The 14,708-nt window shown below is 70.2% G+C and carries 13 protein-coding genes; all 13 read left to right on the top strand.

The features are described 5' to 3' along the window. Window positions 1-16 precede the first annotated feature (16 nt). The 13 genes from eccB to FHR38_RS03290 all read left to right on the top strand — a co-directional run bounded on the left by eccB (window position 17) and on the right by FHR38_RS03290 (window position 14,656). Entirely contained in the window at window positions 17-1,480 is a 1,464-nt protein-coding gene (gene eccB / locus FHR38_RS03350) for a type VII secretion protein EccB (protein ID WP_184532663.1), read from the top strand. Window positions 1,481-1,564: 84 nt separating this feature from the next. After that, a complete protein-coding gene (locus FHR38_RS03345; RefSeq protein WP_184532662.1) occupies window positions 1,565-1,864 on the top strand; it encodes a WXG100 family type VII secretion target in 300 nt (99 codons plus the stop codon). A 40-nt stretch (window positions 1,865-1,904) separates the two neighbouring features. Further along, window positions 1,905-2,207, top strand: a complete 303-nt coding sequence (locus FHR38_RS03340; RefSeq protein ID WP_184532661.1) for a WXG100 family type VII secretion target — start codon at window positions 1,905-1,907, stop codon at window positions 2,205-2,207. A 61-nt stretch (window positions 2,208-2,268) separates the two neighbouring features. Next, window positions 2,269-2,658, top strand: a complete 390-nt coding sequence (locus FHR38_RS03335; RefSeq protein WP_184532660.1) for a hypothetical protein — start codon at window positions 2,269-2,271, stop codon at window positions 2,656-2,658. A 31-nt stretch (window positions 2,659-2,689) separates the two neighbouring features. Then, a complete protein-coding gene (locus tag FHR38_RS03330) occupies window positions 2,690-3,334 on the top strand; it encodes a hypothetical protein (RefSeq protein ID WP_184532659.1) in 645 nt (214 codons plus the stop codon). Then, a complete protein-coding gene (locus tag FHR38_RS03325; RefSeq protein WP_184532658.1) occupies window positions 3,315-5,234 on the top strand; it encodes a hypothetical protein in 1,920 nt (639 codons plus the stop codon). Before FHR38_RS03330 ends, FHR38_RS03325 begins: the two co-directional genes overlap by 20 nt. 33 nt (window positions 5,235-5,267) lie before the next feature. Beyond that, complete coding sequence (locus FHR38_RS03320; protein ID WP_184532656.1) at window positions 5,268-5,612, top strand: hypothetical protein; 345 nt, start codon at window positions 5,268-5,270, stop codon at window positions 5,610-5,612. Between the two features lie 51 nt (window positions 5,613-5,663). Next, window positions 5,664-7,493, top strand: coding sequence for a hypothetical protein (locus FHR38_RS03315; protein WP_184532654.1), 1,830 nt, complete (start codon window positions 5,664-5,666; stop codon window positions 7,491-7,493). 5 nt (window positions 7,494-7,498) lie between these two features. Continuing rightward, window positions 7,499-8,038 carry a YbaB/EbfC family nucleoid-associated protein gene (locus FHR38_RS03310; protein ID WP_184532652.1) on the top strand — a complete coding sequence of 180 codons (540 nt, stop codon included), beginning with the start codon at window positions 7,499-7,501 and terminating at the stop codon, window positions 8,036-8,038. Then, entirely contained in the window at window positions 8,035-11,361 is a 3,327-nt protein-coding gene (locus FHR38_RS03305) for a right-handed parallel beta-helix repeat-containing protein (RefSeq protein WP_184532650.1), read from the top strand. Before FHR38_RS03310 ends, FHR38_RS03305 begins: the two co-directional genes overlap by 4 nt. A gap of 55 nt (window positions 11,362-11,416) precedes the next feature. Continuing rightward, window positions 11,417-13,483: a hypothetical protein gene (locus FHR38_RS03300; RefSeq protein ID WP_184532648.1), complete on the top strand. Its 2,067-nt coding sequence runs from the start codon at window positions 11,417-11,419 to the stop codon at window positions 13,481-13,483. Beyond that, a complete protein-coding gene (locus tag FHR38_RS03295) occupies window positions 13,480-14,310 on the top strand; it encodes a hypothetical protein (protein WP_184532647.1) in 831 nt (276 codons plus the stop codon). The genes FHR38_RS03300 and FHR38_RS03295 overlap by 4 nt, the downstream gene beginning before the upstream one ends. A 43-nt stretch (window positions 14,311-14,353) precedes the next feature. Further along, complete coding sequence (locus FHR38_RS03290) at window positions 14,354-14,656, top strand: WXG100 family type VII secretion target (RefSeq protein ID WP_184532645.1); 303 nt, start codon at window positions 14,354-14,356, stop codon at window positions 14,654-14,656. Window positions 14,657-14,708 lie beyond the last annotated feature (52 nt).

The raw sequence follows: 14,708 nt of genomic DNA, 5'->3' as shown, positions 1-14,708 counted from the left end.
GAAGGAGAACCCGCCCGTGCAGAACCGCCGAGATCAGGCGCAGGCACACGCCTTCGTGATGGGCCGCCTCGTCTCCGCGTTGCTGCGCGCCGAGCCGGACGCGCCGATGACGCCGCTACGTCGCTTTCTGGTCGGCACGATCTGCGGGGTGCTGCTCGGCGGGCTGGCCCTGGTCGGCTTCGGGGTCTACGGCTTCTTCTCGCCGGGCGGCAGTACGGCCTGGCGCAAGCCGGGTGTGCTGGTGGTGGAGAAGGAGACCGGCACCCGGTACGTCGTCGTCGACGGAGTGCTGCGTCCGGTGCTCAACCACACCTCGGCCCGGCTGATCCTCGGGGGGGCGCCGAAGGTGGTGACCGTTTCCCGCAACTCGCTGCGCGACGCCCCGCACGGGCTGCCGGTCGGCATTCTCGCCGCACCGGACCACCTGCCGGACGTGAGTCGGATGAACGCCGACCGGTGGCGGGTCTGTTCGACGGTCCGACCGGACGCCACCGGCAAGGAGCAGCCGCACGTCACGCTGGAGGTCGGGACCACCCGTACGGCGGGGAGTGCGGCCGACGATGCGGCGGTGGTCGTACGGACCCCGGCGAGCCAGATCTTCCTGGTGTGGAACAACCAGCGGCTACGGGTGCCCAACCTGGCGATGCTCGGTGCCCTCGGCTACTCCGCGGCGACCGTACGGCAGGTCGGCTGGTCCTGGATCAACGCGGTACCGGCCGGACCGGACCTGGTCGCCGGGGACGTGACCGCCCGAGGCTCGGCGGGTCCGCGACTCGACGGTCGAGCCTCGGTGGTCGGTCAGATGTTCAAGGTGTCCGGTGTCGGTACGGGTGAACCCGACCAGTTCTTCGTCATGCTCGACGATGGTCTGTCGCCGATGACAACGGTCGGGGCAGCGCTGATGCTGGCCGATACTGCTACCCGGGCGGCGTACCCGGGCACCCGCGTCACCGTGCTGGAGCTGAACCCGGCGACGCTGGCGCAGTCGCGGCTGTCGGCGTTCTCGTCGGTCAACCAGGCGTTGCCGGCCGAGCCACCTCGGCTGATGCAGGTAAACCCGGGCCAGGTGCCGTGTCTGTCGATCTCGTTGACCGGCGACGGGCCCGAGGTGCGGCTGGGAGTGGGTGAGCCACCCGATGTCGCGAAGGACCCGTTCGGCGGTGGTGCCGACCAGATCGTGGTGGCCCCGGGGGCCGGCCTGCTGGTGCAGGACCTGCCCGGTCCCGGTGTCCCGGGCGGTACTCGCTATCTGGTGGTGGACAGTGGGGTGCGGTATCCGATCCCGAGCGTCGAGGTGGTCAAGACCCTCGGCTACGGCGCTGTCCCCGCGCTGCCGGTGCCCGCTTCGATCCTGGCGTTGCTGCCGGTGGGCCGGGCGCTGGAACCGGCGGCGGCCCGGGCCACGGCACCCTTTGAAGCCCCCGGTCCGTCGAGTACGGACGGAGCCCGTCCGGCCGGGGGGAGTGGTGCCACCGATTAGCCGATCCGGGGTCGAGGCACCGGCGTCTTCTCCGACAACAACCGTCAGCCAGCCAATCGGCACGCAAAGGAAAGGGGCGAATTGATGACGTCTCCCACGTCAAACACCAGTACCGGCATGAAGGCCGCTGGCGACCAGTTCGACGCGACGTACGACGAGATCACCGGCCATATGCACAGCCTGCGGGGCGAGTTGCAGGTCCTGCGGTCCCGCTGGGACGGCAGCGCCGCGCGGGTCTTCGAGGACACCATGACCCAGTGGGGTGTCCAGTTCGACAGCATTCTCCGCGATCTCGACTCGATGGCCGACCGGTTGATCGGCGGCGCCGGTCACGTCGAGGCCGCCGAGGACTTCGCCATCCAGCAGGGCTCTTTCTTCAAGTAGGCCGTGACATCGGCATCCGAACTCGGTTGAGGAGTTTTCCATGAGTCAGCCCACCTACCGGTACGACCCGGAATCCATCGTCCTGGGCATGGCGGCGATCAAGGCCGCCCACAACCGGATCGACGATGCGCTGGACGCGTTGGAGCGGTACGCCGACACCCAGTTGCAGTCCTGGGACGGCGACACCCGGCAGAAGTACAACGAGTACAAGCTGCGCTGGGACCAGTCGGTCAACAACATGAAGGACATCATGGTCAACGGCGCCATCCCGTCCCTGCAGCGGATCCTGGACAACTACGACCACACCGAGCGGATCAACGCGTCCGGCTGGCAGCAGGGCTGATCTCCGGCCGGGTCAGCCGTCGGGCTGGCCCGGCTGGCCTGTTGCCGGGAAGGAGGACAGGATGCCCGACGAGATGGTGACCGCCAATGCCGAACGGATCCGGCTGCTCGGAATCAAGTACCAGACCTGGTCCGAGGAGTTCGACGAGCTGGTGCTGCAGGCCGAGGCGGCCGAGATCCGACCCGGCCATGTGGAGCCGGGCGCCGAGCTGCTGAAGAAGCGGTATGGCGCGCGCGTCGGCACCGACCTGGTGAAGCTGCTGGGGGACGTGCAGAAGTCGTTCTACGACATCGGTCTGGAGCTGATCCGGGTGTCGAAGGTCTATGCCACGACGGAGGACCTCAGCCACGAGGACGTCGACCGGCTGAACCGCATGATCAAGGCGATCAGCAAGACCTACCCGGACTACAGCCCGTTGACCGCAGATCCGCCGACGCCGCCGGCACTGTGATCGAAACGTGGCCAGCGGAGAGGGAGGAACCATGTGGAGCCCGGAGGTGGTCGCCGATCGCCGTGCCGTGGAGCGGGTGATCGGTAGCGGCGATCCGGCCACGTTGCGCCACGCGGGTGAAACCCTGCTCGGCGTGGATTCGATGTTGGGTGGCGTGGCCGCACGGATCCGGGAGGCCACCCGCGTCGCCATGCCGGCACTGCGCCGGTCCGGACCGGCCGCCGTACAGCTTTCGCTGCTGATCAGCGGTCTGGCGGACGCGGTGGACCGGTTGGCGGTGCCGCTGCGCGGACAGGGCCGGGCGCTGCACCGGGCGGCGGACGCGCTGTCGACGGCACAGCACGACCTTGCCGAGTTCCGGCGCGACGTGCGTAGCTACGAGGTGCACATGCGGGCCATCGGCGTGGCGTGTGACCACTTCTCGATCGACCGCGAGGCGGGAAAGATCCTGCACGCGCTGAGCACCGCCTATCGGCGTGCGGCCACCGACTTCCAGCGCACGGCCTCGACGGCAGCCACCGTGACGGATGTCCGGCTGGCGGCGGCCTGGGTGGCGTCCCCGCTGGATCGGGCACCCGTACCACGGTCGATTCCACCGGTCAGCGCGCAGCCCACGCGAAGGTCGCCGAGGGCCGAGTTGAGCGGAGGAAAGCAGCATGGGCGACTGGACGGATAAGGCGTGGAATGAGCGGAAGCGTCTCGGCGACCTCGTCGAGCAGCAGACCACTCGTTACCGTGCCCTCCTGTTTCAGGAAAGCGCCGGGGAGAGCGCCAAGCAGTCCAGCCCAGCGCTGACGACGGCGGCTGCCGACCGACTTGCCAAGATCAAAACTCGGCTCGGCGAGCTGCGCAGCGAGATCTATCTGGAGGAGATCGACCGCGATAGCTACTGGACCGGCCCGGCAGCGACCCTCTTCGGCGACACGGTCGCCGCCTACCTGTCACTCATGGACGATCTCGGAAAGCTGCTCGGAGAGTACGAAGCCACCACTCGCACGATAGTGGCCGACGAGCACCAGACGGCTCAAACGGGTTTCGAAAAAGACCTGGACAATATCGTCTACAAGCGGTGGAGCGCAATAAACAAGGATGGGAGGGGGACCAACGAGTTCTCCAGCCTCTGGACCGAGATGTACCACCCGGCCTACTGGCGGGACAAGAACAGCACCAACAGCTCCGACGAGGAGCGGAGGTTCAACGCGGCGCTGCCGAGGTACCAGAAGGCGGTCGGCGAGCTGCTCCATGATGCGAAAACGAGCTGGGACGGCATCGTCAAGAAACTGTCCGACAGTTACGAGAAGGCCACCCCGAAGTACCGGCCGATGCCGCCCGGGCCGGACTTCTCCACCGTCACCGTCAAGAAGGACTCGGACGACGAGAGCGATCCCACCAAGGACGACAAGGACGATCCGTTCGACCTGAGTTCGCTGCTGGGCGGTGGCGGCGACGGCCTGTCGGACCTGCTCGGTGGCGGTGACGGCCCCGGCGGCGGACTGGGTGATGGTCTGAGCGGTCTGGGCGGTGGCCTGGATGCCTCGGGCGGTGGCCTGGACCGCGGTGGTCTGGGTGGCGGCGGTCTTGACGGCCTGGGCGGCGGTGGTCTCGACGGCCTGGGCGGTGGTCTCGACGGCGGGACCGGCCAGGATGGCCTGGGCGGCCTCGGCGGATACGACGTGACCGGTAACGGGATCCCGGACGTCGGACCAGGCGGGCTCCGGCTGCCCACCGGGGACCTGCCCGCCGGCAGTCGGGTAGTGCGTCGGCCCGACGGCTCGACCGGGATCGACCTCAACGGCGACGGCGTCGCCGACGTCGACATGAAGGGGCGGGCGCTACCCGGAGGCGACGCACCGGAGGGCAGCCGGTTGGTCACCGGCCCGGACGGGACCACGGGTTACGACATCACCGGCAATGACGTACCCGACCTCGGTCTGGATCTGCGCCCGTTGCCCGGCGGAGACCTGCCCGATGGGAGCAGCCTGGTCACCACCCCGGCCGGAACCCGGGGGATCGACCTCGACGGCGACGGTGTCGCCGATGTGGGACTGGACGGCCGGGCCCTGCCCGGGGGCAACGCGCCGACGGGCGGTCGCCTGGTCACCGGCCCCGACGGGCAGACCGGTTTCGACCTGGACGGTGACGGGATCCCGGACCGGGGGGTCGATGGTCGGCCGATCGCGCCCGATCTGGAGAGTTCGCCCGACCCGAGTGGGCGGGTGCCGGGCGACCAGGTCCGGCTGGTGGCCGACGACAAGGGCGGCAAGGAGTCCGCCGGTGTGTTCGGTGGGGGCGGACAGGGTGGGTTCGGCTATCCGCCGCCGATCCCTCCGGCGGTGGGCGCGGGTGCCGGCGGTGGTAACAACGACGAGCGCGAGCGGCAGACCTGGCTACAGGAGGACGACGCGGTGTGGACCGACGACGTGGTCCCGGTGACCGCGCTTGGCCGCCCCGGGTACGACGAGGAGGACGAGGAGTTCGTCGACGAGTGGGCGGCTCCGCCCCGGCGTCCCCGTGGTGCGTCTCGGCCCCAGCGGCCGACACCGGGCAACTGGCCACCGGGTGTTTCCCGACGTTAGTCGGCAGATCAGGACCTCTGAAAGGAATACGTTGTGGCGATCCAGGTGGACCACGCGGCGATCAAGACTCTCGCCGACAACATCACCGGCTACCTAGACGATGCGTTCAACGAGTACATGAAGCTCTACCAGGTGAAGAGTCTCGCGCCCGGCGACTTCCCGGATGGCGACGCTCTCGAACTCGCCTTCGACAAGCGGAAGGAGGAGGCGCAGCAGGCGCTGGTGGGAATCATTCGGACGGCCATGGACATCTACGCCGAGTTGACGTCGGTGAGCGAGAAGTACGCAGCGACCGAGGACGACAACACGATCACGGCGGCCGAGTTGAATGCCTTGATCACGAAGGTCAAGGCGGAGCTTCCGGGCGTCGAGCTGTAGCGATGCCGCCGATGGTGGCGATCCATGGTCGATCTGAAGGGGAGACGCCCGATGGCGGGGAAGTACGGCGACTGGACACTGAACCGGGTCCAAGCGGCGATAGATCAGGGAGCTGAGGCGCCGTTCACCGAGGGGGGAGACCACTTCGCGAAGCTGTACTCCGCTCTCGAGAAGGCCAGCGCCGGTTTCGTCGACGAACTGAAGAAGGTTCCGACCTATTGGACCGGGCCGGCAGCGGAAGCCTTCGCTCCCGTCCTGCGGGAGGTTGCCGCCTTCATCGTGGCCGTACGCGAGCCGATGAAGGGCTACCCGGATGCCCTTGACGACGCGAAAAAGGCATGGCAAGACGCCAAGCGCGACATAGACCAGTTGAAGCTGAACCGCGACAGGTATGTGGAAGCGGAGATCCTGGCCAATCGGACCCCGAACACCGCGAATTTCGACCGGTCGGCGCAGCAGATACTGGAGACCCTGGGCGGCAGGTACGAGACCGCCATCGCAAGCCTGAAGCTCATCCCGACAAGTCCTGACAAGGTGCAGTCGACCGGCACCAGCAGCAACGGGGGCAGCGGAGGGTCGGACGGGGACGGGGACGGCGACAAGAACGGGAACGAGGACGACGAAGAGGGCAACGGAACCGAAGACGAGGAGGACAAGGAGGACGAAGAGGGCAAGGGGGCTGGAGAAGAGGAAGAGAAGAAGGGTGAGGGGGGCGGATCCGGCGACGGCGGCGGGGGCAGCCCGTCGGGTGGCGGCACGGAGGGCGATCCCGGCGGCGGCGAGGGCGGCGATCCAGGCGAGGGCAGCGCCGGCGAAGGCAGTGAGGGCAGCGGCGGTAGCGGTAGCGGACCTGGCCCCGGCACCGGCGTCCCAGGTCGACTCAGCGACACCAACCGGGCCCTGCCGAACGCACCCCGCACCAAGGACCGCAACGGCAACGTGACCGGCATCGACGTGGACGGTGACGGCGTACCGGACCTCGGACTCGACGGCAAGCCGTTGCCCGACGCCACCCTCGTCGAACTCGGCGGCGTCAAGGGGGTCGACGTCGACGGGGACGGGCGCCCGGACATCGGCGTGGATGGCGAGATCCTGGCCCACGCCCCGATCGTCCAGGGACCGGACGGCACGATCGGTATCGACGTGGACGGCGACGGCGAACCGGATGTGGGAATCAGCGGACAGATCCTGCCGGACGCTCCGATCGTGACCCGCGACGGGATCCGCGGCGTCGATGTCGACGGCGACGGCGTGCCGGACCTCGGAATGGACCGGAAGCCGCTGCCAGATGCGAAGATCGTCGAGGTCGACGGCGTCAAGGGGGTGGACGTCGACGGGGACGGCAAGCCCGACATCGGAATGCAGGGCGAGATCCTCGACTTCGCCCCCATGGTCTCCACCCCGGACGGACTGACCGGGGTCGACGTCAACGGCGACGGCAAGCCCGACATCGCGGTGCTCGGCGGGATCAGCGTGCCGGTGGAGCGGGGAATCCAGGCCCTCGGCAGCCCGAACCTCCCGGTCACCCCGCAGACGCAGGGCCAGTCGCCGGTCACCAGCCTCACCTCCGCTGGTCTCGGTGGCCAGACCGTCACCTACGCTCCGAACTACGACGACCCGCCGACCGTACTCACCAGTCTCGGTGCCGCGGTAGCGAGCTCGACCCGTGTGGTGGCAGTGGACGGTGCCCCGCACGGCGGCAACCCGGCGTGGTCCGGTACCCAGGCGATGCCGTACGGTGCCGGCGTCGGCGCGCCCACCGGGAGCAGTCGGGCGCAGCGCTGGACGTCGGTGGCTGAGGACGACGACGCCTGGCGCGATGATCGCGGCGCGAACTCGGCGCTGGGGCGCCCCGCCTATGACGACGAGTGGGAGGACTGATCGGCATGGCGTCGGGATTCGAGGCGGCCATCAACGAGATGCTGGCCGAGTTGGAGCGGCAACGGGAGAGCATGACCCGGATGCAGCAGGGCCTGGCCGCCGTCACCGGATCGGCGACCGCGCCGAAGCGACAGCTCTCCGTCGTCGTCGACGCGCACGGTGAGATCACCGAACTCAAGTTCCTCAACCAGAGCTACCGGTCGATGTCGGCGACCGAGTTGGCGAACCTCATCGTGACCACCATCCAGGAGGCCCGCCGGGACGCCCGCGTCCGACTGGCCGAGCAGGTGGGCGGCGTCGGCGTCGATGGCGCCGACCTGCACGACCTCGTCGACGGGCAGGTCGACTGGGGACGGGCCTTCTCCGACGCGCTGACCGTACCGCAGCCGTTCCTGGACATGCTGCAACGACCACCGACCGACCTGCTCGACGGCGTCGACCTCGACCGCGTCGACCTCGACCGCGTCGACCTCGACCGCACCGAGCGACCGGACAGCCACGAGGATGCCTCCGCACGGCGTCCGGAGCCGGGAGCGGACCGATGACCTCGCGTCGGGTGTACACCGTCTCCGCCACGGAGCCAGGCTGCTACCGCAGGATCTCCGACGCGTTGGCGAAGGCGGAGAGTGGCGCCATCATCGATGTCCTGCCCGGGGAGTACGCCGAGACGTTGCACCTGTCCACCCCGGTCACCATCACCGCGCGGGACGGTCGGGGCAGCGTCCTCGTCGCCCCGGCCGGCGGGCACGCGGTGTTCATGCACACCGAGACCGCGACCCTGGCCGGGCTGGTGCTGAAGCATCGGGACGACAAGCGGGCCTCGATCGACGTCGGCGTGGGGCGGCTCCGGCTCGACGGCTGTGACGTACAGGCCGAGGCCCCGGCCGCGGTGTTCGTCCGCTCCGGGGCGGCGATCGTGATGACCGACTGCGGGATCACCAACTCGGTCGGGGCCGGAATCGTGGCGACCGACGACGCCGCCGGCTCGGTGGAGCGGTGCCGGATCGAGCGGATCGGCACCTCCGGCGTGGTGCTGCGCAACGGCGCGGACCTGGCGCTGCGGGACTGCGTCATCAACGAAGCCCAGGGGAACGGGATCTGCAGCACCGAAGGCGCGAAGGGGCTCGTACAGCGGTGCGAGATCTTCCGCATCGGCGGTCCCGCCCTGGTGCTGGAGAAGGGGGCCACCACCCGGGTCAGCGGGGTCACGGTGCGGGACACCTCGGATGTCGGTATCTACCTCACCGGCAACGGCCGGGCGGTGGTAGAGGACTGCGAGATCACCGAGACCGCCGGCGTCGGTCTGCTCGTCGCCGACGGTGCCGATCCGTCGGTGGTACGGGTTCGGATAGGCCGTACCCGGGGCCACGCCATTCGCATCGTCGGCCGGTCCCGGGGGACGTTCGAGGAGTGCGAGGTCAGCGACGTCTCCGCCTCCGGCACCTGGGTCGGGGGGCACAGCGACCCCACCTTCACCGGGCTGCGACTGCGGGACTGCGCCGACGCGGCGCTGCTGATCAGCGACTCGGCAGCGGGCACGTTCGACGGTGTCGAGATCCGGCGCTCCCGCCAGCACGGGGTGCGGATCGCCACCGGTGCCAATCCGCTGCTGCGCAAGCTCGTCGTCGCCGGCTGCCAAGGTCACGGGATCGTGGTGGCAGAGAACGGTCGGGGCCGGATCCTGGGCGCGGAGGTCACCGACACCCGGTTCGCCTCGGTACGCAGCCTCGACGGCGGTAGCCCGGAGATCACCGAGTCCCGCTTCAGCGGCAGCGACGACGTCGGGGTGCTCGTCGGTGCCCAGGGCCGGTGCGTACTCCGAGGCTGCGAGATCTTCCAGGCGCGTACCGGCGGGGTGGCGGTCGAGGAGGGCGGCGAGGCGACGCTGACCGAGTCGACCGTGCGGGATTGCGGCGGTGACGGCGTGCGGCTCGCGGCCGGGGCACGCGGTGAGATCACCGACTGCGAGGTCACCGGCAACGAGGGGGACGGCATCTGCGTCGACAGCGACCAGCCGATCGTCGTACGCGACTGCACCCTCTCCGGTAACGAGGGGGCCGGGCTCCGGCAGAACACCCCGGGTCCCCGGCTCACCGTCGAGAAGGTGACCAGCGCGGACAACGGCGAGGCCGACTCGTACGGCGTACAGGCCACCGTGGGCGGCCGGCCCGGCAGCCCGGGGCGGGCCCGGTCCCGCGCGGCGGCGCCCGTTGACCTGCCCTCCACCGAGGAGTTGCTGGCCGAGTTGCAGGAGTTCGTCGGCCTGGCCTCGGTCAAGCAGGAGGTGGCCACCCTGGTCAACCTGCAACAGTTGGCGCGCAAACGGGCCGCCGTCGGGCTACCCAGTCCGCCGATGAGCCGCCACCTGATCTTCGCCGGGCCGCCCGGTACGGGAAAGACCAGCATCGCCCGGCTGTACGGCAAGATCCTCGCCTCGCTCGGCACCCTGCCCAAGGGGCACGTGGTGGAGGTGGCCCGCCAGGACCTGGTGGCCCAGTACGTCGGTGCCACCGCCATCAAGACCACCGAGAAGTTCACCGAGGCCCTCGGCGGCGTGCTCTTCGTCGACGAGGCGTACACGCTCGCCGCCGACAGTGGTGGCTCGGGGGCGGACTTTGGCCGGGAGGCGATCGACACCCTGGTCAAGCTGATGGAGGACCACCGGGACGACGTGGTGGTGATCGCGGCCGGCTACTCCCACGAGATGCGTCAGTTCCTCCAGACCAACCCCGGCCTCGCCTCCCGGTTCACCCGCACCGTCGACTTCGCCAGCTACACCCCGGACGAGCTGGTCACCATCGTGGAGAACTTCTGCCGGGTGCACCAGTACACCCTGGAGTACGGCACCCGAGCCGCCCTGGAGGGCTACTTCGGTCGGATCCACCGCGACGAGACCTTCGGTAACGCGCGGACCGCCCGGAAGGTCTTCGAGGAGATGGTGGACCGGCAGGCCCAACGGCTGGCGGCCGAGGGGACCATGTCGCCGCAGGAACTCAGCCGGCTCGTACCCGAGGATCTTGGTCCGGTCGCCGGACCCGGCATCGGCACGGGGGCGGGCGCCGCCCGCGAGGAGCTGCCGGCGCTGCTCGAACAGCTCACCGGCATGGTTGGCCTCGCCTCAGTGAAGCGGGAGGTCACCGACCTGATCAACCTCATCGGCACTGCGGAACGCCGGCGCCAGGCGGGGCTGCCGGTGCCGACCCTGTCCCGTCACCTGATCTTCTCGGGCCCGCCGGGGACCGGGAAGACCACGGTCGCCCGCCTCTTCGGGCAGGTGTTGGCCGCGCTCGGGGTGTTGTCGTCGGGGCAGCTCGTCGAGGTGTCCCGAGGTGACCTGGTGGCTGAGTACATCGGACAGACCGCCCGTAAGACGAAGGACGCCTTCGACCGGGCCCGGGGCGGTGTGCTCTTTATCGACGAGGCGTACAGCCTGAGCCGGGGGACCGGGGCCAACGACTTCGGTGCGGAGGCGATCGACACCCTGGTGAAGCTGATGGAGGACCACCGGGAGGAGGTGGTGGTCATCGCCGCTGGTTACCGGTCGGAGATGACCGGTTTCCTCGCCGCGAACCCGGGCCTCGCCTCCCGGTTCGCTCGTCCACTGGAGTTCGAGAACTACACCCCGGACGAACTGGTAGTGATCTTCAACCAGCACGCGGAGGCGGCCGGCTACACCTGCCCACCCACCACCCTGGCCACCCTGGCCCGGCACTTCGGCAGCGTCGAGCGTGGTCGTGACTTCGGCAACGGCCGGTACGCCCGACAGGTGCTCGATCGTATGGTCACCAGACAGGCGGGGCGCACCATGGGCATGTCCGCGCCGACCACGGCGGAACTGACCCTGCTGCTGCCGGAGGACCTGCAGTGACGGTGGTCGGGGACCTGTCGTGACGGCCGGATCGAGCGGGGATCGGAGGGCGACCGTGACGACGGTGCAGCACCAGCGTTCCGCTGAACCGCAGCGACTGCGGGTGGACGAGGTCGGTGACGTGCTGCTGGTCTCCGTGGGTGGGGTCCACCCGGCAACGGCTGCGGTGGCCCGGTCGTTGCCAGCCGAGCCGGGCCGGATCAGCGTCGTCATGCCGGATGCGGACCTGGCGTACCACCCGGACCTTGTTCCCCGGCTGTGCCGGTGGGTGCCGGTGCGCTACGAGTCGGTCCGGCTGGTGGCCCCGTGTGCGGCGAGTGCCGACCGGTCCGGCCGGATTCCCGCGCAGGCCCTCTGTGAACTGCTCGAAGCCGATGTGGTCGCCCCGGACGGGGAACTGGTTGCCGTACCCGGCGGGGCGCTGTACGTCCTGTCCAACGGCGACGGACGATCGGGTGGCCAGTGGTGGCGGTATCGGCCCGGGCGTGCTCCACTGGTCGCCGGTCGACGGTTCCCCACCCCGGAGTGGGAGCGGGACCTGATCGACCTCCCCGAACCGGGCATCCCCGAGGTCACCGTCGAGCAGATCCCGGCTGGGCTGTGGGTCCGCCGGTCCCGCCGCCGGTCCGAGCCGGTGGAGCCGGGTGACCTGGCGTACGCCATCCCCGTCCAGTCGGACAGCGTCACGATGCTGGTCTCCCGCCCCGGTGACCCACCGCTTCGCGCCACCGACCTGCGTCGGCTGATCGAGGCGATGCCGGTGTCGCTGTTGGAGCGGGTCGTCGTCACGCCGTACGGCGACGCCCCGGTGGCCGACGGTGAACTCGGTGCGGTGGCGTCCGCTGCGGCCAACCGCACCCTCCGGGTCCGCACCGGTCTGCCGATCCGGCTCTCCGGCCGGGGCCAGCAGGTGGCGGCGATCGGGGCGGACGGGAACCCCACCTGGACACCGTTCGCCCGGGAGATGGCGTGGCGGCCGCACGGGGGCGGGCGCGTGCTGGCCTGGACCGCACCCGCCGAGCAGTTGCTGCCCGCCGGCTCCGCCCAGTTGATGCTGAACGAGCGTTGGCTGGTGGAGATCATCGAGGCCGGGCTGTGGATCCGGGAGATGAACCGGACCGAGGGGGCGAGTACGGTGCGCCAACTTCCGCTGCTGGCAGAGCACTGCACGGTCGTGATCGGGGTCGGTGACGAGGACCAGGCACAGCCACCGTGGCGCGCCATCGACCGCCTGTTGCGTCGCCTCCCACCGGAGGCACAGTCCCGGCTGCGGCTGGCTGTGCCCGCCGCAGCCGGCGAGTGGTTGGTCGAGGCGCTGGTCAAGGGGCTCCGACGGATCCTGCATGGGGTGCCCCCGCTGGTGCTGACCGGTGGTGGCCGACTGGTGGGCCCGGGAGCGGCACAGGCGGTCGACCATTCCGTGCAGACCGCGGTCGACCCGGCCGAGCACACGTCGCCGACCGACACCCGGTCGTCGGCCAGCGGCCGACGCGGCCGGGCGGCTGTGGACGAGGTGGGCCGGTTGCTGCACTACGTCGACCAGATCCGGCGGGCACCGGCCTGGGACGAGTTGCCCGCGCAGTCACCGGGGGCGGGCGGGGCGGCAATCCCGTCCGGCGCGACGCCATCCGGGTCGGCGCTACCTTCGCCGCCGCCCGTCTCGACATCCCAACCGGCCGCCCAGCCGCCGGCCGAGTCCGCGCAGGGGGCTGAGTCCGCGCAGCCGCCGGCTGGAGCCGCGCAGGGGGCTGCATCCGTGGAGGGGGCTGGAGCCGCGCAGGGGGCTGGATCCGCGCAGGGGGCTGGATCCGTGCAGGGAGCTGGATCCGTGCAGGGAGCTGGAGCCGCCCAGGGGGCGGCCGAGTTCGCGCAGCGGGGGGCCGAACCCGTGCCCGGGCGGACAGATTCCGTGCCGAGGCCGGTCGAGGGGTCCGCCCGTCGGCCCGAGTCGGCACCAATACCGCCGGTCCCGGTGGAGGTGCCCGTGGTGGTGCCCGTTCCGGTCGTGGTGACCTCGACGGAGGCTGACGCCGGACCGGAACCCACTGCCCGTCCCGCCCGGGGCTCGGCCCCGCAGCCAGCAGGGGCCGACCCGGTCGGGCAGCCCAACGAGGAGGCATGACAGTGGAGCCGCAGTCACGGCCCCGCAACGGTTTCGCGGGTGGGGCGATCCTCGTACTGACCATGACGATCGTGCTGGTCGTCGTGCTGCTGGTCGTCATGGGGCAGGGCACGTCGCCGCCGCCGGTCGAGGCGGGGCGGGCGGCACCGGGCCAGACCCCGGCAGTCGACACCGGGGCCGAGCCGCCGACGATCCCGCCGGACTGGCTGACACTGACCCCGGGGGTGGAGGTGACACAGGCCCCGGAGGCCACTCTGCCGCCCGACGAGCCGGCCACGCCGGGCCACACCGGGGCACCGACCCCGCGTACGACGGCTTCCCGGTCCTACGGGTTCACGGCGGTCGCGGGTGCTGGCTGCGCCGAGACTGCCACCGCCGGTTCGGTTGCCAGGTACCCGGCCAGCTCGCCGCTGGTTGTCATGGCCGGGGGCTGGACCGGCCCGGGCTGCTCCCGGAGTCTGTTCTGGTCGGTCCCGATGTCCGGTGCCGGTGACCGGTCCGACACCGACATCCAGGTGCTGTGGTGGTTCAGCACCGGCACGTCGGCCACGGGCAGCTGCGAGGTCTGGGTGTACGTGCCCAAGGCCCAACGGGAGGTGGATGCGGCCGGAAAGCCGACCGCCTACCAGGTGCTCCGGGGCCGAGCCGACGCCACCGTGGTCGGTACGTTCACCATCGACCAGACCGCCAACCGGGGTAGCTGGGTCCGGGCCGGGTCGTACCGGCTGGAGCGGGGGCAGATCGCCGTCCGGTTACTCAACCAGGGCACCGGTGCGCCCGGTGCCCGGCACGCCGCCGCCCAGGTGCAGGTGGGGTGCGCCCGATAGCGACCGGGCTGAACCGGTGCGGGCCGGCGTACGTAGCCACGGTATGGCCTACACGATCACCATCGACGCGGACGCGCTGGAAGTCATCGCCAAGGAGTTGCAGGTCCCCGCGGGCACACTGCGGGCGGCGGTGCAGGCATTCAACAACAACGCCCTTTCCCTCGGCGAGCCCTGGGGCGGTAGCGGCGACGAGATCGGCAAGCAGTGGGCGGGCGTCTACGTTCCGGGGCTGGAGAGCGTACAGGGTGGATTCAAGGCGATCATCGATGGCCTGCTCCGGTTGTCGTCGGACTTCGAGCAGATGGCGGTCCGCTACAAGCAGGTCGAAGAGGTAAACGCCCAGTAGGCGTGGTTCGGGGTCGCTTGTCCTCACCGGGACGCGACCTGACCTGACCTGA

Origin of the sequence: Micromonospora polyrhachis, assembly GCF_014203835.1 — a bacterium.
Classification (GTDB): Bacteria; Actinomycetota; Actinomycetes; order Mycobacteriales; family Micromonosporaceae; genus Micromonospora_H; species Micromonospora_H polyrhachis.
The sequence above is the reverse complement of the archived record's forward strand: the minus strand, read 5'-3'. Positions and strand labels throughout refer to the sequence as shown.